Origin of the sequence: Leptospira terpstrae serovar Hualin str. LT 11-33 = ATCC 700639, from assembly GCF_000332495.1 — a bacterium.
GTDB classification, from domain to species: Bacteria; Spirochaetota; Leptospiria; order Leptospirales; family Leptospiraceae; genus Leptospira_A; species Leptospira_A terpstrae.
Window position 1 is genome coordinate 212,119 of sequence record NZ_AOGW02000002.1, and the last position, 20,627, is coordinate 232,745.

A 20,627-nucleotide genomic window follows, 5' to 3' on the forward strand; every position below is an offset into this window, starting at 1 on the left:
CTTATTGGATTTTCTGGTTGGGACGCTCGTAACGGGAAGCATTTTTCACTTTCATGACCGCATTCACCAAATTTTGGAAGGATTCTTCTTTGATCCAAGTGATGGACTCGGAAAAATATGGCACTAGTTCCCGACGAACCGGCCGCCATTTTCCGGAATTCGTTTCCCATAAAGGGTAAAAGGAGAGTCGGTATTTGATTCCTTCCGATTGGACCACATCCAAAACTGCTTCTGGGTTTTGTGTGAGAGATACTTCAGGAAACTCTGGCGCACCGACTTCATCAGTATAAAATTCTACTTTTAAACCTTTGGTCACCGATTCCCACTGGTTTCCTATATCGGGTGGCAAGACAATCCGTTCACCCGTGGTACGACTCCAATCATTCACATAAACATTGTATTGGTTCTTTTTGGCACGGTTTTCTGCTTTTACCGAAAGAATTTGCCCAGAAAAAGAAAGTTCCTTCAGATAACCATCGTTAAATGAGACGTACATCTTTTCACGAAAATTTGTAGAAGGTGTACGAAACTTTTCAATCAAATAGTTATAGGGAGCTATGATTTCTTCATGAACCAATACGGAAACACGACCTTCATCTGAGCCAATTTTTTTACCGAAAAACAATTGTTTGTCTTTTGAAAATTCAATGGTAGGCCCATTCTCTTCTGACAAAGATAAGGAAGGGGAACTTTCCCCTAAACAATAGGATTTCTGAATCTCTGGTGTTGCCTTTTCAATGAGTTTTGTTTTTAGAACACTGAGTTCCGAAAAACTATTTTTAACATTATAATTGGCTTCATAAGATATGGATTTTCCATTTTTTGTGGAAGTCACTGTGTACAATGGAGTTTGATTCCATCCACGAGGGATCTTACGAAATACCATAGCGTCTTCCGCAAACTTTGGCTCTTGTGTTCCACACCAGTCAGCTTTCGGTGGATTGTAACCAATGGATTTCCAATCTTCTTTCCAATAATTTGTTTCGGAAATATTTTCAGGATGGTCTTCCATCCAATAAAAAAGTAAAAAAAGTCCAACAAACGCGATAACTACTAAACTAATTTTCTGTTTCATACTTCAATCATGGAACTTTTTCGTCTGGAATACACAAAGTAGGAACCCACTGCCAATATAAATCCAGGGAATAAAAACACACCTATCACCCACGCGATCAACTTTTGGTTGTCTGATAAAGATATGGTATCGAGTTCTTCTTTTTTCAATGGAATTTCGGCAACGGCAACATCTTGAAACAAACCAGTGATAGAAACCGTCGAAAATTGTGAATTCATTGCGTACGGAATGAACTGATCTGTTACCCAAGAAGTTCCTGAATGCAGAATGATTTTTCCTGATTTGTCATTGTTTAGAGAGTTTGGAGTTAATACAATGGAGAGAATTTTACTTTCTCTTTTTTCGTTTGGATCCAATTTCCCATTTTTGTTCTCATCGGCAAATGCTTCAAACCCAGACTCGAGCAGAGTTTCTGACTTAAATGCATAAGGGGAAGGAATGGTTGTGTCAGTTTCCAAATAACTACCGTAAGGAAACAAAATCCCCATGTCTTTTTTTTGTAATAAGTCAGTGAGTCTATGGTCAGGAAACCGTTTTGCCACAACAAATCCTGGTTTTTCTTCTCGTTCGATTAACTGTGTGGATTTGGATTTGAGTCCAGCAGCTGAAAGTAACCAACCAAAGTCTTCGTTTCCTTTTGGTTCCATGGTGATAAGAAGTTTTCCATTTTTCTCCAAAACATATTTTGTAAGTTCTTCTTTTGCTTCTTTAGAAAAAGCAACTGTTGGTCCAAGAACCACAAGCATATCTGCATCATCCGGCAATTTGGATGGCCAACCTTGACCAAATCCTAACTCTGCTACTTTAAAATTTAAAAACTGCAAAGAGGAAACAAATCGGTTTACCTGTTCGTTCGGAAGAGCCTTAAAGGACATTCCGTACCTTTCCCCATTGGAAACTGTAAAATATACTTTTTTCTGTTCTGTGGTGACATTGAGAAGTGCACCCACTAACTTACGTTCGAGGTCTTCTAAATCTTTTGTTTCTTTAGCAATGACTCTTTCTTCTGCAAAAGGAGTGCCTGAGGTCAAAAGGGATTGTTTTTGGGAACGAACAAAGATAGTTCCGTTCGAAACCTGGCCAAATTCTTTGAGTAAATCCACTTCTACGTCCGCATTGATGAATTGAATAGAAATGTGCGAATTCTCTGATTTGATTTGGTCCAAAAGAATTTCGATGTCTGGACGAATGCGAGTGAGGGCAAAAGCGGCAAGTTTATCTCCATTGGCAGGTCCATCGGCTTCCAAGGGACGCGGGTAAAACGCAGTAATGGTCACATCTTTTGTAATTGGTTTGATGAGATTTCTTGATGTTTGTGAAAGGGAAAATTTACCCTGGCTACTCAAATCAAAGTTATAGTTTCGTTTGATCGCAAAATAATTTACCGCCACCAAAATCGGTAAAACAAACAAAAATCCCAATACAGCATTTTGTAAAAGAGAACTTTTGGATTTTGCTAAATTACTCTGTGCTTCTAATGAAGATTTTCCAATCTCTAATAAAATGATTTGGAGTAAAAATACGATAGATAAGAGAACCACACAAAGCAAAAGAAATTCTCTGACTTTCGGTATGGCACTCACTTCCTCATTGAATCCAGCAACTGGTTTCAAATCTAAAAAGTCACGTAACACCGATAATAAAAAAGCACCGATTCCAAAACCGGCAGCAATATAACGGTTTCGATCTTCTTTTCGTAATCCTTTCGAAAAAGCACGAACGATAGTGTCCGATGCTAAAAATAAAAAGACCACTCCAAAAAAGAGGAACCTTTTTTTGGGATCAACGACCATTCCATCAAACAGGAAATAGGCGAAAAGGGAAAGTAAACTAATAAATGGTAAAACTCTATCTGCGGTTAAAAACATGGTCTATCCCCTCCATCTCCTGGATTCCAAGACCTTTACGGTAAGATATAAGAACAAAAATGTTCCGCTAAGGAAAAACACAATTCCAGTCAAAGGAACCACACCCTTTGCAAAGGCAGCAAAGTGAGAAAAAATATGCAAATGAAAGAGAACCTTTCTTGTGGTTGCTTGGAATAGATGAGAAAAATATCCCACTACCCAAAGTGTCAAAATGATAAGAACTGAAATCAAAAGTGATATCATTTGGTTTTTTCCAAGACTGGAACCAAACATTCCAATGGTAAAGGTAAATACACCTAACAAAAACACTCCGACACTGCCAGAAGCTACCATATAAAACGGAGCTTTCCAAAAGGAATACAAAAGTAAGGGAAACAATCCATTGATAAAGATGGTGATGATCCCACAAACTGTGACACCAAATAAAAATTTACCAAATACAATTTCCAAATCGGTAATGGGAGATGTAAAAAGTAATTCTAAAGTTCCTTTGTTTCTTTCTTCTACAATTGATCCCATGGAAATGATCACCATAGCGATGAGGATGGTTGTCATAAATGAAATGAAAGTGATGTAGGTTGCAATTTCATAATTTGCTGTACCATTAAAATTCAGAATCATTACAAAAAGTGCATTGAGAAATGCAGTTCCACCCAGAACCAAAGGTCCCATATAGGTTCCAAAAAATAATCGTAATTCTTTTTTATAGATCCAAACAGCCGATTGCCAGTTCATATTCTCTCCATAAAAATCTGTTCTAAAGACACTTCTTGTTTTTTTAAAGATTCAATTTGAATTCCAGAAGCTAATGCTTTGGAAAACAAAGATTCTTTAAATTGTTTTTGATTTGTAGTTCGCACCAAAAATTGAATTTCTTCTTTATTGGCTCCGAGTTCAGTCACAGAATCACCTTCACCTATCACTGATTTCACGAAAGTATGAAGCTCATCTGCACTTTTTCCAGAAAGACCAACTTCCCAGCCAGCCAAACGATTCATCTCTTCTTCTAACCTTGATAATGAAAGTTCCTGTTTCAGGCTTCCTTTATGCAAAAATAAAAACTTATCACAAGTTTTATAAATCTCAGTTAAGATATGACTGGAAATGAGAACGGTATGATCCCCCGCCAAACTTCGAATTAAATTACGAATTTCGACAATTTGTTTGGGATCGAGGCCTGAAATCGGTTCGTCCATAATGACAATCTCAGGATCACCGAGGATGGCTTGCGCAATTCCGACACGTTTGCGGTAACCAAGTGATAATGTACCGATTAATTTATCTTTAACAGTTGTAATGTTAGTTTTAGTCAGAACCTTTTCAATTTCCGAACCAAGTTTGGGTTCCTCAATTTTTTTGATTCGACCTACAAAAGTAAGATACTCTGTGATTGTCATGTCTTCGTAGAGAGGTGGGGTTTCGGGAAGGTAACCTATCTTCTGTTTGGCTTCCAATGGAAAGTCAAAGATAGACTTTCCATCAATGGACGCGTCCCCTGCACTAGGAATCAAATACCCGGTGAGGATTCGAATGGTAGTGGTTTTCCCGGCACCGTTCAGTCCTAAAAGACCGACGATTTCGCCTTTTTCTAATTTGAAATTAAGCCCTGAGATGGCTCGTTTTTCGCCGTAAAATTTTGATAAATTGCTGACTTGAATCATAACTCTGGTTTAGTTTTCGTATACCTGCACCTATGAATGAATTTCTGGAAAAAATCAAAAGCTTTTTCAAGGATGAAGACAGCTTTTTTGATGCAAAGCAACTTCTGCAACAGAATTGGCACAAATTTGTACCTCAATACCTCGATAAAATCCTGGAATCCCGCTCGAACGCCGTCTTTGTCTTAGATAAGGATGGAAATTACACTTATGTAAATTCATCGGCCGAAGCGATGGTGGAAAAATCGGCAAAAGAGATGCTCGGACAAAGCATTTGGAATTTGTTCCCGAACATTGATAAGACCGAATTTGGTAAAAAATTGTCCCATGCCATCAAAAATAAGGAAACATTCCGGTATGGAGAATTCTTTTTGGAATCCAAAGGGTGGTTTGATACCCAAGTTTTCCCACAGGAAAACTTCACCATTCTCATTGCGACAGAAGTCACTTCTGAAAAAAATGCGAAAGACAATTATAGCCAAGTTCTCATCAAAAACAATGCCATTTTAAGTTCCCTACCGGACAAATTGTACGGAATTCGGAAAGATGGATCCGTCATCGATCATAAAGAATTTCCCGAGTTTAAAGGTTGGGATTCTCACAATGAAGGCAGTATACGATTTACAAAAATTCAGAATCTTTTCCCCACAAGAAAATTATCCGATATTGAAGCGATTATAGAACAAGTTTTAGAGGTGGGGGGAACAAAAACTTACGAATATTCCATCGAAGATTATGATGGTGAAAAATACTTTGAAGCCAGGTTCACGAAAACTGGGGAAGAGGATGTCCTTGCCATAGTTCGAAATATCACCGAACGGAAAAAAGCAGAAGCTTTGAAAAACGAATTCATAAGTTTAGTTAGCCATGAATTGCGCACCCCTCTCACTTCCATTAAAGGTTCCATAGATTTGTTGCTTGCGGGAGTTGCTGGAGAACTATCGAATCAAACCAAATCTTTACTTAACATTTGTCGTAAAAACACACAAAGGCTAGTACGTTTTGTCACCGACTTACTCGACATTGAAGCTTTGGATTCTGGAAATATCAATTTCAAATTTCGCACCTACAGGTTAGAAGAAATTTTACAAAGTTCAGTCGATGGAATGCGAACTTTTGCAGAACAATACCACGTGTTATTAAATTATGATCAAAACTTTCCTTCTACCTCTGTTTACGTAGATGAAGATAGGCTAAATCATTGTATCACGAATCTTATCTCCAATGCAGTTAAATACACTCCTAAGTTTTCAGAAGTTTATATTACTGTAGTTCCCACGGACACTCACGCGCAAATTTTGATTAAAGATAACGGTCCAGGAATTGATCCCAATTTTGCGCCTAGATTATTTCACCGTTTTGCACAAGGGGCACCACCTAAAGATAAATTGGTGGGAGGTTCGGGACTTGGACTATCTATCACTAAAGGTTTTGTCGAAGCAATGAAAGGTAAAATATTTTTCACTTCTGATGACAAAGGAACTGTATTTACCATTGAATTTCCCATAGTAAACCCTGGATTTGTTCCTTCTGGATACAACCAATGATAGAATCAACCCTGAAACACGTGTTAATTGTCGAAGATGAAGAAGATATTGTAGAAATACTTCGGATTGCATTAGAATTCAACTCACCCTACCAAGTAAGTTTTGCTAAAACTGGCCCGGAAGGATTACAAAAAGCTATCATACTACAACCCGACTTGATCTTGTTAGATGTTTTGATGCCCGGAATGAATGGAATGGAACTTATCGAAGAGTTAAAAATATTTCCAGAAACTAAAGAGATCCCTGTTGCCTTTATGACTTCTCGTGTTTTGAAAAATGAAATTCTGGAATACCAGAAAAGAGGGGGCATCGGTGTGATTGAAAAACCCTTTGCCCCTCTGGAAATTGCGGAGAAAATCCAAACCCTTTGGGAAGATTCGAAAAAGATTTATTAAATTCTAATTCTCTTTAAACCCTTCCAAAATTTCGTCCTGTCTTCCCATTAGGCGAACAGACAAACGAGGTCCCACCTCACAAACAATGCGAGAAGCCACATAGTTTCCCCAACGTGCTGATTTTTGCGAAGAATACCCTTGTGTCAGTCCGTACAATACTCCGGCAGCAAAGGCATCCCCAGCTCCCGTTGTATCAATTGGTTTTACTGGAAATCCAGGAACTAATGTGATTTTACCATTTTCTGCCACATAAGCCCCTTCTTTTCCTGCAGTCATAAACACTAATGGGCAAAGTTTAGAAATAAATTGGACAGCTTCTTCTGCTGTTTTTGCACCACTGAGTGCTAAACCTTCTTCGGTGTTACAAAAAATAACATCTACATATTCTTTAGTTAGGTGGATAAATTCGTCCCTAGAGCGATTAACACAAAATGGATCACTATAAGTAAAAGAAACTTTTACTTTGTTTTCTTTTGCTACTTTCATAGTGAGTTCACTTGCTTTTTTTGTAGAATCGCCATCCCACAAATACCCTTCCACATAAACAAACTTACTTTTTTTTAAGTTTTCTACATCGATATCATTTGGTCCGAGAGATATCGAAATGGCAAGATTGGTAAGCATAGTTCTTTCGGCATCAGGAGTGGTTAATACAACACAAGTTCCCGTATGACCGTTAACATCAGGAGTGGTTTCAAATAAAACGCCTGCATCTTCCATATCTTTTTTATAAAATTCACCATACGTATCATGAGTGACTTTTCCCGTATAACAACAAGTACCCCCTGAGTTTGCAATGGCAATCATTGTGTTTGCGGCACTTCCGCCAGAGCGAAGTTCTTTCTTTTCATCGTGTAGGTCGGCAAGAATTTGACCTTGTCTAGACTCATCTACAAGAGTCATCACACCCTTGGTAATATTTTGTTTTTGTAAAAAATTGGGATCAATAAAGGCAATGATATCTACCAGGGCGTTCCCTACACCGAATACGTCGTAATGCTTCATGGGGACAATGCTTTTTTCCTTTAGGGAATTGACACTCAATTTTCATGCTCCAGCTTGGCAGGTACTGAGAAAATAAAGCTCCATGATTTCTAATTTCAGATTCTATTTTCTCCTTTGTCTCAGTTTAGTACCCCTCACTCTGTTCGCACAAAACAAAGAACCGAAAGAGGTAGAGATTCGAGCTAACGTAGACAGCCAGTCAAAAAATTCTAACTTTGCAAAAAACCCAACTGGTTTCCAAAAGGAAATTGATTTAACACAAACAAACACGCGCTACATGAGCCTACCTGATGTATTGAACCGAGAAGCAGGAGTTCGGGTTAGGCAATACGGAGGCCTAGGCTCTTATTCTACGTTATCATTGAGAGGAACCAACCCCAACCAAACAAAGATCTATTGGAATGGTGTTCCCATAAACAACTCTATGGGTGGAGAAATCAATTTAGCTGACTTACCCTTTGATAATTTAGAGAAAATTGAAATTTATAAGTCAGGAACTCCTGCCGGTTTTTCTGGATCCTCAATTGGAGGTTCGATTAACTTAGTTTCCAAATCTAAAATTGATAAACCTGTGACTCGAATTAATTTGATGGGAGGAAGTTTTAGAACAGCAAAAGCAAGTGTCACTCATATGGATCAATTTTCAAATGGTTCTTATTTTGTGCAGGCACTCCAGGAAACTTCGGACCAAAACTTTAGTTACTTAAACAACAAAGGTACTGTTTTATTCAATACTTATGATGATTCCATTGACACTCGTAGGAATGCACAATTTAGAAAGACAGGTTTTACTGGAAATATCTCTTTTGAATTCGGAAAAACCAAAATCAATTTACTAAATGATTACATCCACAGAAAACAAGGATTACCTGGCCCAGGGAACAGACAAACTGTTGCCGTAGAACGTGTGTTTAGTAAACTTTCCTCTGCTATCACAACAGAAACCAATGAATTTCTTTTTCAAAATTTAACACTAGAAACAAAAACGTATGGTAACTTTTCAAAAGATGATTTTTTTGATCCGAAATCAGAATTTAGTTACGGAACACCTAACGCATTTACCAAAACAAACCAATACGGATTCCAGCTAACACCAACTTTATATTTATTAGAATACAATCAAGTCATCCGAACTTCTTTCCAAACAGAACAAGAGTTTTTTACAAGATATGAAAAACGATACAATCATGAAACAGAAAGGAAAGAACCAAAAAAACGGAGAGATACTTTAAGTGCTACCTTTCAAGATGAAATTAGACTATTTTCAAACCGACTTTTTTTAGTCCCCCAAATTCGATGGGAACGATACACGGACAGGTTCGGGAAAGATGAAACGAGTGTCAGAAACCAACTTCTTGATCCTTTAAGTGATGTTTTTTATGTAAAACAGGCATTCACCAATCCAAGTTTTGGGATAAAAATTATTTGGATCAAAAAAGAAAATTTGGAATTTGGTTCACTTGCCAATATTAGCAAAGACTTTCGAATTCCCACCTTTTTAGAGTTATTTGGAGAACGAGGAAGTATTGTAGGGAATACTAAGTTACGACCGGAACAAAGTAGGAATGGTGATTTTGGATTTTATCTCCATATAAAACCTTATACCAACTGGAAAATTCAATCAGATGTTTCTATTTTTCAAAAACGAATTTATGACATGATTTTGTTTTTGCCAAACTCCCAATTTACGCTAAGACCAGAAAATGTCGACCAAGCACTCATTCGCGGATTAGAAACTAGCCATAATTTAGTTTGGAACAAAGGTGTAAAATTTAACTTTAATTATACATACCAGGATGCTAAAAATTATTCCGAATCACCGGCGTTAAACGGAAAGTATCTTCCGCTTCGTTCAAAAAGCCAAGGAAGTGCCTTACTTTCTTTTTTCAACGACTTTGGAGAGATTGGATTAGAATACCAATACATTGGTGCTAACTTCAGAGACCGAACTAATGAATATTTAGGTTATTTACCAGCTAGGCAGTTTTGGAATCTCTATATCCAATACGTGCCTTATAAAAATACAGAAACAGGAAACGAATTGATTTTAGGATTTGAAGTTCGTAACCTATCTGATAAACGCGTGGAAGATTTGGTAGGGTATCCTTTGCCTGGGCGCAGTTACTATGTTACCGGGAGTTATAAATTCTAATGAATACATCGATCGTTGGATATAAACCTTTCCTGGAGTTAATCGCATTGCGTATATTCGCGGCGCGCTATTTGAATTTCCCTTACGAATCTAGATGGGGAATAAACGCACTTCGTATATTCGCAGTCCGCTTTCTAAACTTCAAATACAAACCTAGGCGGCTGAAATACGTATTGCAGATATTTCCCGTACTCCTCTTCCCATTCCATTGTGCCCAATTGGAAATCGAAAAACCAAGTTTATTTCAATTTTTATTTTTATCTGCATCCCCCACTTCGGTCGGTGTTGTCACTTCGGATTTTGCCAGTGGAGGAAGATTCAAAACTTTTGAACCAAACTCTTTTACAACATTTCCTACTTCTATTCCCATCCATTCTGATGCGGTGGGCAGATATACAAATGATAGAGTGTTTATTGTAAATCGCTTGAACCGCGACAGCATTCAAGTACTGAATCCCCAACTAGGTTTTCTCACCGAACAAGAGTTTAGTGTTGGACAAGGCAAAAATCCACAAGACATTTCTGTTTGGAACGATAAATATTTTGTGAGTCTTTATAATTCTGATGAATTAGCTATTTACTCAAGGTATAATGGAACGAAAATCGGAGGAGTTTCCTTTACTTCTCTAAGAGAGACTTTTTCCACTTCTGGAATACCTGATAGTTCGGTTGAATCTTCCTATATGGTTCAGGAGGGATCAAGTTTGTTTGTACTTTTACAACGACTGGATAGAAATGATGTATCGGGTTATCTACCACCTAACTCCGACTCATATTTAGTGGAAATAGATATGGATCTAAACCAAATTAGAGCAGTATACACTTTACCATATCGAAATCCTAGTTCCAAAATCCAAAAAGTAAATTTGTTTGGTGAACCACATTTAGTCTTTTCTTGTGTAGGGCGAGTTGGTTTTATTTCGCAAATAGATGCAGGCATTGTCGCCTTTCGTTTGAGCACTCGTCAATTTCATCCAAATCGACTTTTTGCAGAAGAGATAGCAGGCGGGGACATTCTCGCTTTTCAAATTAAAAATGAGGAACTTGGATTTGCTGCTGTACTTGATGCAGGATTTACAAAAACAGTTCAGGCATTTCGACCGCGAACTGGTGAACGTATAGGAACCCTTTTACAAATTCCAGGAAATATTGGAATCAGTCTTTCTGGACTTTTGTTAACGAACGAAGGGAAACTACTGGTTGGTTCTACAGATTTTTCCAGACCAGGAATTTATGTTTACGATTCTAACCTTGGAAATGTCCTTTTAAATCCAATTCCAAGTTCTGTAGAACTAACACCTTTCGATATCTTCCAGTTGCAAAATCTTCCGTAAATTTCAAAATGGAAAAAGACAGGAGAATCTAATTTATGTTAACTCTTAAAAAACACCAAAGTGGTCCTTTGACCAAACAAGTTTTATTAATCATCTTAGATGGAGTTGGGTTTACAGAAAAAGGATTTGAAAATGGGAACGCAGTAGCCAAAGCACAAATGCCTGTCTTAAAAGGGCTTTGGAAAACTCATCCTACAGTATTATTAAAAGCACATGGAACTGCCGTAGGAATGCCAAGCGATGAAGATATGGGCAACTCAGAAGTGGGGCATAATGTTCTAGGTTCTGGAAGGATTTTTGATCAAGGTGCAAAATTAGTTTCGCAATCAATCGAAAATGGAAGTTTATTTGCCGGTCCAATATGGAAAAAATGTATTTCCAATTGTATATCTAACCAATCTACTTTTCATTTCCTTGGATTGTTCTCTGACGGAAATGTCCACAGCCATATCGACCACCTAAAAGCACTCATAGACAACGCAATCAAAGAAAACGTCAAAAAAATACGATTACACATCCTCCTTGATGGAAGGGATGTTCCCGAAAAATCAGCGTTAGACTATTTAAATCCATTCGAAGAATATTTAGATACCTATCGAAAAGACGGAATCGATATTCAAATCGCATCTGGTGGTGGACGAATGGAACTTACTATGGATCGTTATGACGCTGACTGGTCCATGGTGGAAAGAGGTTGGAATCACCACGTGGAAGGTGAAGGCCGTACATTCAAATCAGCAAAAGAAGCCATTGAAACCTTTCGACTAGAAAATCCATCAGTCATCGATCAGTATCTACCTGGATTTGTCATCGGTGATTCCAATGGCAAACCAATTGGAAAAGTAGAGGATAATGATTCAGTAGTATTTTTTAACTTTCGTGGTGACAGAGCAATTGAAATCTCAAGAGCATTTACAGAAGAATCATTAACCAACTTCAATAGAAAACGATTTCCGAAAGTTGAATTTGCAGGAATGATGCAATACGATGGAGACCTATTTATACCCAAACAATACTTAGTTGCTCCTCCTGCGATAGACCGAACAATGGGAGAATACTTTGCCAATGAAGGTGTAGCACAGTATGCACTTTCTGAAACACAAAAATATGGACATGTGACTTTTTTTTGGAATGGTAACAAGTCAGGATACTTCAATCAAAAGTTAGAAACGTACGAAGAAGTAAAATCCGACATCATTCCTTTTGATCAAAAACCAGAAATGAAAGCAAAAGAAATCACGGATAATTTGGTCCTTGCTTTAACATCTCATAAATTCCCATTCTTAAGAGTCAATTATGCTAACGGAGATATGGTGGGTCATACAGGCAATATGGATGCCACTGTTCGTGGACTGGAATACCTTGATGTATGTTTAGAACGAGTTAAAAAAATCTGTGATGAAACTGGAACTGTTTTGTGTATCACAGCAGACCATGGAAATGCAGACGAAATGTATCAGTTAACAAAAAAAGGTATAGCAGAAACAGCTAAAGATGGGAAACCAGTTCCCAAAACAAGTCATACATTAAATCCAGTTCAATTTGTTCTTTATGATCCAAAAGGAAAAATCAAACTCGATCAAAACTTAAAAGAAAAAGGTTTAGCAAACGTAGCAGCAACCATGATGGATCTTTTAGGATTTGAAGCGCCGGAAGGATACCATCCAAGTCTAATTCAAAGGAACTAAGTTCCCAATAAAATTATGCACTTTCGGATTATCATAGGGTTACTTTTCAGTTTTATTATTTGTAACTGTTCAGAACCCGGGATCGGTTCTTTTTCTGAAGAAACAAAAGAAAAAATCCGAAAGAAAATCAAACAAGAAGGTTTTCATGGAGTTGTCCTAATTTCCCAAGATGACAACATCCTATTTCGAGAATCAATATATGCAGGTAAAAAAAGAAAAAGATTCCAACTCTACAAAAAACATAATTTCCCGTTAGGTGAGTCTACCAAAACATTCACTTCGTTTGTTTTACATAAATTAGAAGAAGAAAAAAAATTATCTTTGGCCGATCCAGTTTCAAAACATCTGAATTGGTTTCCCTATTCCAAAGTTACAATAGGTCATTTGTTGCGTCATACTTCAGGGTTGCCAAAAATCATTGAATTTCTTCCAAATTTTGATACTGAAAAATCGCACCTTAAACGAGATGAAATCAAACGGCTTTTTTTGGAATCTAAACTTAAACCCGCATTTCCGCCTGGAGAATATTGGAAATACAGCCGACTCGACTATCTCATTCTATCTTACATTATAGAAAAAATTTCCGGAACGTCCTATTCCAATTATTTGAAAGAAAATATTTTCACTCCCCTTGGAATGCAAAATACAAATGTAGATTCCAATGAAGTGTTGATCGGTAATAGCGGAATTTATTCCACTCCCGAAGACCTTGTGATTTTTGGGAAAGAACTAAAAAAACCAAAATTAATTTCACAACTATCTCGAGATACAATCATCAATAAAACCATTTTGTCTGATTCTATATCTGAAGATCCTATTGCCTTTGGCGAAGGGATTTTTGTAGGTGATTACTTTTATTGGACCTATGGTAAAGAAAAGGGAATATCCAATTTTGTTTATCATGATTTAAAAAGTAGGATCTTCATTACGATCGTAAGTCCTTACGGCAGTAGTAAAGGTGATTTGTCTTCGGTTAAATCGGCTCTTACCGAAATCATTTTTGATGCAAAAAAATTAAATCTAAGAAAAAAATCAAATCTTCCAAACGAAGTTTCCATAGAAGATTTAATGAAAGAAGAAAAAGTACCTTCGCTTGGAATTGCGGTATTCAGGAATTATGGATTAAGTTGGAAAAAAATGTATGGTACTAAATCTCAACACACCCTTTTTCGAGCTGGCTCTCTTTCCAAAACAATGACTGCTACCGCAACATTACGGTTAGTTGAAACAGGGCAACTAGATTTATACTCCAATTGGATAGGAAAACTAAAACAGTACAAAGTGTCCGTACCAAAAGGCAAAAGAAGGTCTATTGTTAATCTAGATTTGTTACTCTCTCATACAAGTGGACTTACAGAAAAAGGGAATTGGGACGATCCTATCAACTCAGGAAAAAAACATTTACGTGAGCTAAAGGATACAAACACAACAAAGGGGAATGGTTTAAAATTGTATTACAAACCTGGAACCAAGTCTCGGTATTCTGGTGGTGGGTATAGTATTGTCCAAGAGATTCTCACAGAACGAACGGGAAAGTCATTTCAGAACCTTATGGCAGAAGTTGTATTCGAACCTTTACACATGACCCGCAGTACATTTCGCCAAAATCTTTCGGTCAATGATGACCGTTGTGATGGATATGATGAACAAGGTATTGTACTTCCGCAAAAATCTTTTGTCACCCCAGAACTATCCTCTGGAGGACTTTGGACTACTCCAGAAGAAGTAGGCCTCTTGTTTTCTGAAGTGGCAAAAGCAAAACAAGGCAATTCTAATTTTCTTTCAAAAGAATCAGCAGAGTATTTACTTTCACCCAAAATGAGTGCCGCAAACCTCACAGTTCATGCGCTAGTGGCTCATGGTTTTTTTCTAAACAGAACGGGCAAAACAGAATATTTTTTTCATGGAGGCCACACGAAGGGACATAAGTCTCTAGCCATTTTTAACACGGAAAAAGGGTATGGAGTGGTCATTATGACCAATTCAGAAAACGGTTCCAAACTCATTTGGCGGATCCTAAGGTCCATTTCTGTGGAAGAAAAATGGGATAAGTTCGTCAATTAATCTATTGACCAAATGCTAAAATTGGCTATTCTCAAAGCGGTTCAATGGAATATACAGAATCTAAATTCGACGGCATTGTTGTTTTGAAATTATTCGGCAACTTAGACATGTTAAATGCCGGTATTCTTAAAGAACGGATCAAAGAATCCGCGTCTCAAGAAGAACATCGGTTTATCTTTGACTTAGAAGGCGTAAGTTTTATTGATTCTTCCGGATTTGGACTCATCATGTCGCTCAATGATAAACTATCAGAGTTAGGTGGAGGTTTACGCATTGTAAATGTCTCCAAAACCATCCGACAAATCTTTCGAATTTCTAAAATCTCTTCCGTGATTCAAATTTTTGAAAGTACGGAAGAAGCAATCAATTCCTTTAAATAACTTAACTCACCGAAGTAGTCACCATTTTCTTCCAAAAGTTTTTTAACTTCTGAACTTTTGGATTTTCAGGAGCCATTTCTTGCAAAGCAATGAGTACTTCCTTGGAACGTTCAATATCCCTTCTATGCATTAAAATTTCTGCAAGTAAGAGCAGGTTATTGAAATTTTTTGGATCTCTAAAACGGAGTCTTTCTGCAAAATCAGTTGCTAATACAAAATCTCTTCTTTGTTTGTGAGCATAAGCAATATAAAATAGAAAGTCAGTATCTCCCGGATTCAATTGCAGATAACGATTTGCAAGTTCGATCGCCTTCTCGTAATCTTTGGATTTCATATACAATTTTGATAATTCTCTTAAACAATAGAGATCATCTGGTTCAGAATCCAAAGCAAGTTCTAAAGCAAAGATTGCATTGTTCCATTCTCCATCACGGTAGGATTGAATCCCTTCTCCCAACATCTGATAATACACATTTGGTTTTGTGGATTCTTTGGCAGCGTAAGCTACTTCTTCTAAAAATGCAATACGCATCAAACTCAAATCATCTGTGAGATCTCCAAATTTTAACATGACCTTACAGATTTGACTTAAGTCTCCGGCTCCTTCAGAAACATGCCGTAAAAATATGGTTTCATCATCATTGATCACACGATTTCCACCAGATTGACCAACAAATAAATCGTCGCGTCCATCTGAACCCAAAATGATTACATCGCCTGGACGTAATGGATAAATTTGAATTACCACTTCGTCTCCACTCATTTCAGTAAATCCAATCTTTCTTAAAGAATGTTCATTCTCAAGAAAACTCGCAATTCCATCCCGATACAAAACAATCCAAGGATGTTCTGCGTTGATGTAATACAATGTTCCTGTTTCTTCATCTACTAAACCCAAGATAGCAGAAAGTAACATATGTCCATCAAAACTGATAAAGACATTATGAACTTCTTGAAAACATTCTTTCAGCCAACGTTCGGGATGCCTATCTTGCATATAACGCAGCTTTTGTGTTCTCGTAATAATGGATTTAAAAACAGTTCCCATAACAAGGGCACCGCCAGCTCCTTGAATAGATTTACCCATGGCATCAGCATTTAAGAATACTGTATATTTTTTACCCATCAAATAAATAGAATCGGAAACAGAAAGGTCTCCTCCGATTTCCGATTGTTTGTTTCTAAATCGAAACTGTTTCATCTGACGTTCAAAAATTTTAACGGAAACAGTTTCAGATTTGGAAAATGAACCTTTTAAAGGTTTGATAAGAAGTGAAGTTAGAAAATAATCTCCATCTTGTTTGTCTTGGAGTTTCTGCATCTCTGATAAAGTGTCATTCAGTTCCCTAGTTCTTAAGTTCACCATTTCTTCTAAATGATTTTGGTGTTCTGCTAACTCTTCTTTCATTTCCACAAAAACTCTTCCCATCTGTCCGATCTCATCACTTCTGTGAGTTGGCAAACTTTCCGGTTTCCACTGGTCTAAATCCACCATTGCCGTTGTTAAAAGTTTTATGGCTTCAACCATGTCTCTGGAAAACAAAAAGGAGATAAGGAAAATAACGCCACATAGCACAAGTGAGGCGACAACAAAAAACGACCAAATTCTCCAAGTTTTGGATTCAACTTCGTTTTCATCGATCATTACATGAAAAACTAGTTGTTTAACTGATTGCGAATTTCCTACATAAGGAATTTTCACTAAATAATAAGGTTTGTCTTGAAAATGAAATCGTTGTTCTTCCATTAACAAACTTGCGTTTTCATTCATCACCAAACGAATCATATCCGAACCGATGGTTTTGACCTTTCCTTCTTGAAAAATAGCTAAATGGATTCTGTTATCTTTAGAGATTGTTTTTGTAAAATTGTCATCTACTACTTGTCCGATAAGAAGGGTGCCACGACCAAATAGAGGTGCTGCCAAACGAAATCCAAGCCCACTATGTCCGTCTTCCAATGCCGCAGTCGATTGGCCGTTCAAAGCATTTCTAATGATCGGTTGGTTTTTTTTGTCATCTCCAAAGTCTTTGGGACGATGGACGCGAAACAAAACTTTTCCTTGGTTGTCTCCAATTTCAAAAATAGAAAGACCATATCTTTTCAAAATTTGCTGTAAATAAGGAAGTTCTTTCGAAAGCACAGAACGGTCTGCAAGCCCTCGTTCTAAAATTCCTCGAGTTTGAGAGTTAAAAGTGATTTCCTCGAGTAATAAACGTAGTTTTTCTTCTTTAAATTCTAATTCTCTTTGAAAATTTCGAGACAAGTCCTCCGCTCGCTGCGTCTGAGGTATATTTTTAACCGACTGCAAAAGATATGCGAAACTGGTAGTGAGAGCAATTACAAGAAGAATTTGACTCACACTTAATATTAATAAGAATTTGTATCGTATGCTCATAGAAAACTACGTGAATATTCTCAGATTTGAGTTACAATCAAATGACATTCCCTTGAAGGAAATGTATCATCCAGAAAATTTAAGATGAAACCAAACGCCTTTCTATTTTTCCTCATAATTCTTGTTTTGGTAATCTATTATACATTTGAATACATATTACATATTCGTACATTAAAATCATTCAAACACAGAATTCACATAAATGGTACTAGAGGAAAATCGAGTGTAACAAGACTCATACGAGCGGGTCTCTCCGCCTCAGGAATGTCCGTCTTTGCAAAAACTACGGGTACGATGGCACGAATGATTTTTCCCGATGGATCAGAAGAATCAATATCTCGATTTGGAAAACCATCTATTTTAGAACAAATTAAAATTCTAAAGAAAGCAGAACGTAAAGGTGCTGAAATTGTAGTGTTAGAATGTATGGCTTTAGAACCGCGTTACCAGTGGGCCAGTGAAGGACAAATTTTAAAATCTGACATTGGAGTCATTACAAACATTAGAGAAGACCATCTGGAAGTAATGGGGCCAAGCTTAGTTGACGTCGCAAAATCCTTGTTATCAACTTGTCCCATAAACGGTACTCTCATAGTGGGACCTTCAGAATTTGAATCGTTAATCGTAAAAGTTTGTGAAGATAGAAAATCTAAATCGCATATAATTAAAGAAAATTCAGTACAAACCATCACAGATGAAGAGATGGCAAAATTTTCCTATTGGGAACATAAAGAAAATGTTTATCTTGCTCTTCAAGTTTGCGAATTACTCGGAGTAAATCGAAAAATTGCACTGGAAGCTATGTGGAAAGTAAATCCAGATCCTGGAGCATTGTCTGTATCACCTATTCATTTTTTTGGAAAAGAATTTATTTATGCAAATGCAATGGCAGCAAACGATCCAGATAGTACAAAACTAATTTGGTCAAGTGTCATAGAACGTTACCCACAGCATAACAAACGCTACATTTTATTTCATACAAGAGAAGACAGGCCGGAAAGAAGCCGACAATTAGCAAAAGAATTTGCAAACTGGGAAGGATACGAAGCTGTGATTTTAATTGGTTCATCTACTTCCCTGGCATTTAAATACCTAAAGAAATATTCAAAAAAGGACATCCCTATCTTCGTTTGGGAACACTTAAGTTTAGATGGGATTTTTGAATCTTTACTTTCTATACTACCAAAACAATCATTAGTTTTTGGTATTGGAAATATTGTTGGTTTGGGAATGGATTTATCTTTATATTTAAAAAATAGGTCGGAACACACGAATGAATGAAATTCTACCTCTATCCATCGGACTGAGTCTCGTTGTTAGTTTGGTTTTTTCGGAATTATTCGGGATTCTAGGTACTGGTTTGGTTGTGCCAGGGTATTTAGCAATGTCATTGAATCATCCAAAGAATATTGCTCTTACTTTTCTGATCGCTTTACTTTCCTATATTTGCGTTGAGATATTATCAAACTTTTTACTTATCTTTGGGAAGAGAAAAGTTGTCTTTATATTGTTATTCGGTTATTTTTTTGGATATCTATTAAACTATCAAATCCTTCCGGACATTGATTTTGTTTACCTTTCAGAAGTGAGAGGTATTGGATTTATCATTCCGGGACTTATCGCAGTTTGGTATGAAAGACAAGGTGTTTTAGAAACAACTTCCGTACTCATACTTGCTTCTATCTTTGTTAAAATTCTCCTTATCTTCCTTTTAGGCACAGAGTTAGAAACATTATGATGACAAAAATTTATTGGTCCCCATGGAAACATTCCAGAATAGCATTATTCCTATTAGCAATAATGGGGATATTGGGACTATTGTTAATTGAAACTTGTAAAGTAAAAAAGGAACAATCCTACTTCAAGAAAAAACTCCATGCAGCAAAACTTGCCGAACGTGGATTCCAAATTTTAAAACCTGAACTTCTAAAACATAAAAAGCCAGATTATAAAGAATTAGATCCAACCAATTCTGGATTCATTGGAGAATTCCTAACACCAGTTACAAGCAATAGTGGATCTTTATCAGCCAAACAAACGTCGATTAATCCTAACTTTGCCGCAGTAATGATTCAATTTCTAAAAAAAGCAAAACTAGAAGAAGGAGATACCGTTGCCGTTGCTGTGTCAGGATCATTTCCTGCGCTAAACATTTGTTTGTTTGCGGCTTTGGATACTTTAAAACTTAAACCTATCATTATATCCAGTGCTTCTGCATCACAATTTGGAGCGAACCATCCGCAAATGCTTTGGCTCGATATGGAAAGAGAACTTGTCACCTCTGGAATTTTTTCCTTTCGTTCGAGTTATGCATCTCTTGGTGGAATTCAAGATAAAGCCATGGGAATATCTAAAGAAGGAAAGGAACTTCTCAATCGAGCATTGCAAAGAAACCAAGTTAAACTTTTAGATCCTAAACACTTTGATGATTCGATTGAAAAACGAATGAAACTATATGATGAGTTATCGGGCGGAAAACCAATCAAATTATTTGTGAATGTTGGTGGGGGCACAACAATCCTCGGAACCAACCTGGGGAAACAGGTTTTCAAAAATGGTCTCATTACCGATCTACCGGAAGAAATTCATATTCCCAACTCCGTGATCAAATCCTTCTTAGAACGAGAAGTTCCGGTAATCAACTTCATCCAAATAGAATCTCTCGCTAGGAAATTTGGACTTCCGCAAACTCCTAAAAAAGTTCCCAAACCTGGCGAAGGAAGGGTATTTTATTCAGAAGAATACAGTCCCTTACTTTATCTTTCCGTTTTCCTTTTTCTCCTAGTGGGATTGTATGGTGTTACAAGGCTCGGTTGGGGTGAAAATGAGGAAGATCGTTACCTTCCCAAATCCCTTCGTGCCAAGTAGGTGTTATGGCAAAAATCATTGTCCTTTCGATTCTCCTTTTTTTGGTTCTGCGTTGGGTGAGCCGCATTTTGATTTTACCGGCAAAAATTGCCGAGGAGTTGGGAAACAAACAAAGAGAAGGTTATCAAAAAAACCCTGGTTGGACCAAACCCAAGGAAAAGGACATCTCCGACCGCGGAAAAATTGTAGATTAAG

Annotated in this window: 17 protein-coding genes; 11 read left to right on the forward strand and 6 right to left on the reverse strand. The window is 37.1% G+C overall.

The features are described from left to right. Window position 1: 1 nt before the first annotated feature. From LEP1GSC203_RS01140 to LEP1GSC203_RS01155, 4 genes are read right to left on the reverse strand one after another with little or no spacing between them, the layout of a single operon-like run. Entirely contained in the window at window positions 2–1,075 is a 1,074-nt protein-coding gene (locus LEP1GSC203_RS01140) for a hypothetical protein (protein ID WP_002971587.1), read from the reverse strand. Next, window positions 1,072–2,943: a motility-associated ABC transporter substrate-binding family protein gene (locus LEP1GSC203_RS01145; RefSeq protein ID WP_002971809.1), complete on the reverse strand. Its 1,872-nt coding sequence runs from the start codon at window positions 2,941–2,943 to the stop codon at window positions 1,072–1,074. Before LEP1GSC203_RS01145 ends, LEP1GSC203_RS01140 begins: the two co-directional genes overlap by 4 nt. 3 nt (window positions 2,944–2,946) lie before the next feature. Continuing rightward, window positions 2,947–3,678: an ABC transporter permease gene (locus LEP1GSC203_RS01150; RefSeq protein WP_002971699.1), complete on the reverse strand. Its 732-nt coding sequence runs from the start codon at window positions 3,676–3,678 to the stop codon at window positions 2,947–2,949. After that, the gene (locus LEP1GSC203_RS01155; protein ID WP_002971884.1) at window positions 3,675–4,604 is read right to left on the reverse strand and encodes an ABC transporter ATP-binding protein; all 930 of its coding nucleotides are present in this window, start codon (window positions 4,602–4,604) and stop codon (window positions 3,675–3,677) included. The genes LEP1GSC203_RS01150 and LEP1GSC203_RS01155 overlap by 4 nt, the downstream gene beginning before the upstream one ends. 32 nt (window positions 4,605–4,636) lie before the next feature. Here LEP1GSC203_RS01155 and LEP1GSC203_RS01160 point away from each other — a divergent pair, with 32 nt between their 5' ends. Both LEP1GSC203_RS01160 and LEP1GSC203_RS01165 read left to right on the forward strand, forming a co-directional pair. Continuing rightward, window positions 4,637–6,148 (forward strand): PAS domain-containing sensor histidine kinase, encoded by a 1,512-nt coding sequence (locus LEP1GSC203_RS01160; protein ID WP_002971714.1) that lies wholly within the window; start codon window positions 4,637–4,639, stop codon window positions 6,146–6,148. After that, window positions 6,145–6,543, forward strand: coding sequence for a response regulator (locus LEP1GSC203_RS01165; protein WP_002971897.1), 399 nt, complete (start codon window positions 6,145–6,147; stop codon window positions 6,541–6,543). The genes LEP1GSC203_RS01160 and LEP1GSC203_RS01165 overlap by 4 nt, the downstream gene beginning before the upstream one ends. A 3-nt stretch (window positions 6,544–6,546) precedes the next feature. Here LEP1GSC203_RS01165 and LEP1GSC203_RS01170 read toward each other — a convergent pair whose 3' ends face one another. After that, entirely contained in the window at window positions 6,547–7,548 is a 1,002-nt protein-coding gene (locus LEP1GSC203_RS01170; RefSeq protein ID WP_039936836.1) for an adenosine kinase, read from the reverse strand. A gap of 82 nt (window positions 7,549–7,630) precedes the next feature. Here LEP1GSC203_RS01170 and LEP1GSC203_RS01175 point away from each other — a divergent pair, with 82 nt between their 5' ends. From LEP1GSC203_RS01175 to LEP1GSC203_RS01195, 5 genes are all read left to right on the forward strand, one after another. After that, window positions 7,631–9,700, forward strand: a complete 2,070-nt coding sequence (locus LEP1GSC203_RS01175; protein WP_002971633.1) for a TonB-dependent receptor — start codon at window positions 7,631–7,633, stop codon at window positions 9,698–9,700. A 173-nt stretch (window positions 9,701–9,873) separates the two neighbouring features. Beyond that, a complete protein-coding gene (locus tag LEP1GSC203_RS01180) occupies window positions 9,874–11,034 on the forward strand; it encodes a hypothetical protein (RefSeq protein ID WP_002971762.1) in 1,161 nt (386 codons plus the stop codon). A gap of 35 nt (window positions 11,035–11,069) precedes the next feature. Beyond that, window positions 11,070–12,722 (forward strand): 2,3-bisphosphoglycerate-independent phosphoglycerate mutase, encoded by a 1,653-nt coding sequence (gpmI, locus tag LEP1GSC203_RS01185; RefSeq protein ID WP_002971564.1) that lies wholly within the window; start codon window positions 11,070–11,072, stop codon window positions 12,720–12,722. Between the two features lie 15 nt (window positions 12,723–12,737). Next, on the forward strand, window positions 12,738–14,786 hold the full coding sequence (locus LEP1GSC203_RS01190) for a serine hydrolase domain-containing protein (RefSeq protein ID WP_002971851.1): 2,049 nt from the start codon (window positions 12,738–12,740) through the stop codon (window positions 14,784–14,786). Between the two features lie 44 nt (window positions 14,787–14,830). Next, on the forward strand, window positions 14,831–15,166 hold the full coding sequence (locus tag LEP1GSC203_RS01195; RefSeq protein ID WP_084764875.1) for an STAS domain-containing protein: 336 nt from the start codon (window positions 14,831–14,833) through the stop codon (window positions 15,164–15,166). 1 nt (window position 15,167) lies between these two features. On the opposite strand, the gene LEP1GSC203_RS01200 is transcribed toward LEP1GSC203_RS01195, so the two are convergent. Beyond that, window positions 15,168–17,564 (reverse strand): SpoIIE family protein phosphatase, encoded by a 2,397-nt coding sequence (locus LEP1GSC203_RS01200; protein WP_039936837.1) that lies wholly within the window; start codon window positions 17,562–17,564, stop codon window positions 15,168–15,170. A gap of 84 nt (window positions 17,565–17,648) precedes the next feature. On the opposite strand from LEP1GSC203_RS01200, the gene pgsB reads away from it, so the two are divergent. Genes pgsB through LEP1GSC203_RS01220 form a run of 4 tightly spaced genes read left to right on the forward strand, consistent with a single transcriptional unit; the run spans window position 17,649 to window position 20,626 of the window. Further along, complete coding sequence (gene pgsB, locus LEP1GSC203_RS01205) at window positions 17,649–18,845, forward strand: poly-gamma-glutamate synthase PgsB (protein WP_002971704.1); 1,197 nt, start codon at window positions 17,649–17,651, stop codon at window positions 18,843–18,845. Next, the gene (gene pgsC, locus LEP1GSC203_RS01210; RefSeq protein ID WP_002971561.1) at window positions 18,838–19,302 is read left to right on the forward strand and encodes a poly-gamma-glutamate biosynthesis protein PgsC; all 465 of its coding nucleotides are present in this window, start codon (window positions 18,838–18,840) and stop codon (window positions 19,300–19,302) included. Before pgsB ends, pgsC begins: the two co-directional genes overlap by 8 nt. Next, complete coding sequence (gene pgsW, locus LEP1GSC203_RS01215; RefSeq protein ID WP_039936838.1) at window positions 19,302–20,432, forward strand: poly-gamma-glutamate system protein; 1,131 nt, start codon at window positions 19,302–19,304, stop codon at window positions 20,430–20,432. Before pgsC ends, pgsW begins: the two co-directional genes overlap by 1 nt. A 5-nt stretch (window positions 20,433–20,437) precedes the next feature. Continuing rightward, window positions 20,438–20,626, forward strand: a complete 189-nt coding sequence (locus LEP1GSC203_RS01220) for a hypothetical protein (protein WP_002971769.1) — start codon at window positions 20,438–20,440, stop codon at window positions 20,624–20,626. Window position 20,627 lies beyond the last annotated feature (1 nt).

Coding starts and splice junctions, on each gene's coding strand:
- LEP1GSC203_RS01140 (WP_002971587.1), bottom strand. CDS start 1,075: ATGAAACAGAAAATTAGTTTAGTAGTTATCGCGTTTGTTGGACTTTTT.
- LEP1GSC203_RS01145 (WP_002971809.1), bottom strand. CDS start 2,943: ATGTTTTTAACCGCAGATAGAGTTTTACCATTTATTAGTTTACTTTCC.
- LEP1GSC203_RS01150 (WP_002971699.1), bottom strand. CDS start 3,678: ATGAACTGGCAATCGGCTGTTTGGATCTATAAAAAAGAATTACGATTA.
- LEP1GSC203_RS01155 (WP_002971884.1), bottom strand. CDS start 4,604: ATGATTCAAGTCAGCAATTTATCAAAATTTTACGGCGAAAAACGAGCC.
- LEP1GSC203_RS01160 (WP_002971714.1), top strand. CDS start 4,637: ATGAATGAATTTCTGGAAAAAATCAAAAGCTTTTTCAAGGATGAAGAC.
- LEP1GSC203_RS01165 (WP_002971897.1), top strand. CDS start 6,145: ATGATAGAATCAACCCTGAAACACGTGTTAATTGTCGAAGATGAAGAA.
- LEP1GSC203_RS01170 (WP_039936836.1), bottom strand. CDS start 7,548: ATGAAGCATTACGACGTATTCGGTGTAGGGAACGCCCTGGTAGATATC.
- LEP1GSC203_RS01175 (WP_002971633.1), top strand. CDS start 7,631: ATGATTTCTAATTTCAGATTCTATTTTCTCCTTTGTCTCAGTTTAGTA.
- gpmI (WP_002971564.1), top strand. CDS start 11,070: ATGTTAACTCTTAAAAAACACCAAAGTGGTCCTTTGACCAAACAAGTT.
- LEP1GSC203_RS01190 (WP_002971851.1), top strand. CDS start 12,738: ATGCACTTTCGGATTATCATAGGGTTACTTTTCAGTTTTATTATTTGT.
- LEP1GSC203_RS01195 (WP_084764875.1), top strand. CDS start 14,831: ATGGAATATACAGAATCTAAATTCGACGGCATTGTTGTTTTGAAATTA.
- LEP1GSC203_RS01200 (WP_039936837.1), bottom strand. CDS start 17,564: ATGAGCATACGATACAAATTCTTATTAATATTAAGTGTGAGTCAAATT.
- pgsB (WP_002971704.1), top strand. CDS start 17,649: ATGAAACCAAACGCCTTTCTATTTTTCCTCATAATTCTTGTTTTGGTA.
- pgsC (WP_002971561.1), top strand. CDS start 18,838: ATGAATGAAATTCTACCTCTATCCATCGGACTGAGTCTCGTTGTTAGT.
- pgsW (WP_039936838.1), top strand. CDS start 19,302: ATGACAAAAATTTATTGGTCCCCATGGAAACATTCCAGAATAGCATTA.
- LEP1GSC203_RS01220 (WP_002971769.1), top strand. CDS start 20,438: ATGGCAAAAATCATTGTCCTTTCGATTCTCCTTTTTTTGGTTCTGCGT.